3 protein-coding genes are annotated in these 1993 nt (G+C 44.9%); 2 read left to right on the forward strand and 1 reads right to left on the reverse strand.

All coding sequences use genetic code 11. The features are described 5' to 3' along the window. Both PX481_RS27900 and PX481_RS27905 read left to right on the forward strand, forming a co-directional pair. On the forward strand, positions 1 to 739 hold a 739-nt coding region (locus tag PX481_RS27900; RefSeq protein WP_288097183.1), incomplete at its 5' end, for a TlyA family RNA methyltransferase. Positions 740 to 1103: 364 nt separating this feature from the next. Continuing rightward, a complete protein-coding gene (locus PX481_RS27905) occupies positions 1104 to 1484 on the forward strand; it encodes a cyclic nucleotide-binding domain-containing protein (RefSeq protein ID WP_002759683.1) in 381 nt (126 codons plus the stop codon). 29 nt (positions 1485 to 1513) lie between these two features. Here PX481_RS27905 and PX481_RS27910 read toward each other — a convergent pair. After that, on the reverse strand, positions 1514 to 1993 hold a 480-nt coding region (locus tag PX481_RS27910; protein WP_502888643.1), incomplete at its 5' end, for a methionyl-tRNA formyltransferase.

Below are 1993 nucleotides of genomic sequence, written 5' to 3' on the forward strand. Positions count from 1 at the left end.
GCGATTAATTCGCGCTGGAGAGGTGAAAGTCAATCATCAAATCATCGATAAACCGGCCACAGAAATCGATCCAGAAGCGGCGATCGAGGTTAAGCAGAAACTGCCCTATTTGTCAAGGGGGGGCGAAAAATTAGCCAAGGCCTTAGAATTATTTGCCATTGATGTCTGCGATCGCATTTGTTTAGATGGGGGCATTTCCACGGGGGGATTTACCGATTGTCTCTTGCAAAAAGGGGCAAAACGGGTTTATGGGGTTGATGTGGGTTATGGACAAGTAGCGTGGAGTTTACGGCAGCATGAACGGGTTATTTTACTAGAAAGAACTAATTTTCGCTATTTAACCCCGGAAAAGTTATACGGACCAGAAAAACCCGCCGATTTAGCAGTTATGGATCTGTCCTTTATTTCTCTGACCAAAGTTTTGCCGACCCTGTGGACGCTATTAAATCCACCGCGAGAGGCGATTTTATTGGTCAAACCCCAATTTGAGGTGGGACGGGAAAAAGTCGGCAAAAAAGGGGTAGTTCGCGACTACCAAGACCAAGCAGGGGCAATTTTTCAGGTTTTACAGGCCGCCGAAGCCCTAGGATGGTTCTATCGGGGTTTAACTTGGTCTCCCATTACCGGACCTGCGGGTAATGTGGAGTATCTTCTCTGGTTGTCCACCGATACTGGCCAAGTTAGTCCCAGTTTAGCAGCGATCGCAGAAATTACGCAAGCAGCGATCGAACAGTTTTAAACTAGGTATTTTCTCAAGGAAGCGGGAAGTGGGGGAGATTTTCAGAAAACCCTTGACAAATGGCGAGACTTGCTTTATACTTCATGTATAGTGGGAATCCGTGCGCCCATATATATAGGGTTTTTGAGCAAAGATAAGAGAGAAAAAAATACACTCAAAAATCGGGTTGGGTAGGAAGAGGATAAAGGTATGAAGACGGAAATTTTCTCTCCCCGACAAGGATTAAACAAAGCATTTCTGAGAGTCAAACCGAATCTTTGTCAGGTAGAGAAGTTTCAAGTATTCTTACATACAAAAACGATGATCGGGGAGTTCAATGTATTGGAAAATGGGAGAGATAACCCGCAAAAATTATTGTTAAATCATGTTAAGTCCCGTAGAAACGATTAAAATTCTCGAAAATCATCCCGATCGCACTTTTCCAGCTGGTGAAGTTATTTTTGCCGATGGCACGGAGGGCGAGTTAATGTACGGTATTCTTAGCGGAGAAGTGGAGATGTATATCAAGGGACAATTGATAGAAACTCTAGAAAAAGGGGATGTATTCGGAGCAGGAGCGCTCCTGCATGGGGATAAACTGCGAGAATCCACAGCTATTGCCAAAACTGATTGTAAATTAGCCTATCTCAATCAACCGCAGTTTTTATTTGCCGTGCAGGAAACTCCCATGTTTGCGATCGAAGTGTTAAGAAGTTATTCCGATCGCTTTCGCAAGTTGAAAAAAATCTTCACCGGTGAAGCATAGAGGAGCAAAGGAAAGCCATCCCCTGAAAACTATTGACCGAAAATCTCACCGATAGTTAAACGGGAACCATTGACCAAATCCCCACCAGAACGCGGTGATTTTCCCGATAATTGCACTTCTTTTAATAATAATAAACCCTCACCCGTCTGCACTACCGGCCCGAAATTTTTCCAGAGAGCCACGATCGCTCCCACTTCTCCGCTTAGATGAGAAAGGTCTTTTGTCTGTAATTCTCGAGGAAGTTGACCGAGATCCTCTAGGGGAATAGTGGCCATCACTTTTAGGGGTTGTCCCCGTAAAGTGGTCAGCGCATGAGGATAAAAACCCCGGACTCGATCGTGAATTCTCCGGCCCGAATCTTGCCAGTTGATTAGATAGTCAGATTTTTGAATTAAAGGGGCATAGGTGGCATCGTCGTTATTTTGAGGAATTGGGGTAATTTCTGCTCGATCGAGCTTAGAGAGGGTTTCTAGGAGCAAATCCGCCCCCATTTGTCCTAGGGTTGCTCC

The sequence above is a fragment of the Microcystis sp. M53603_WE2 genome, assembly GCF_030065435.1.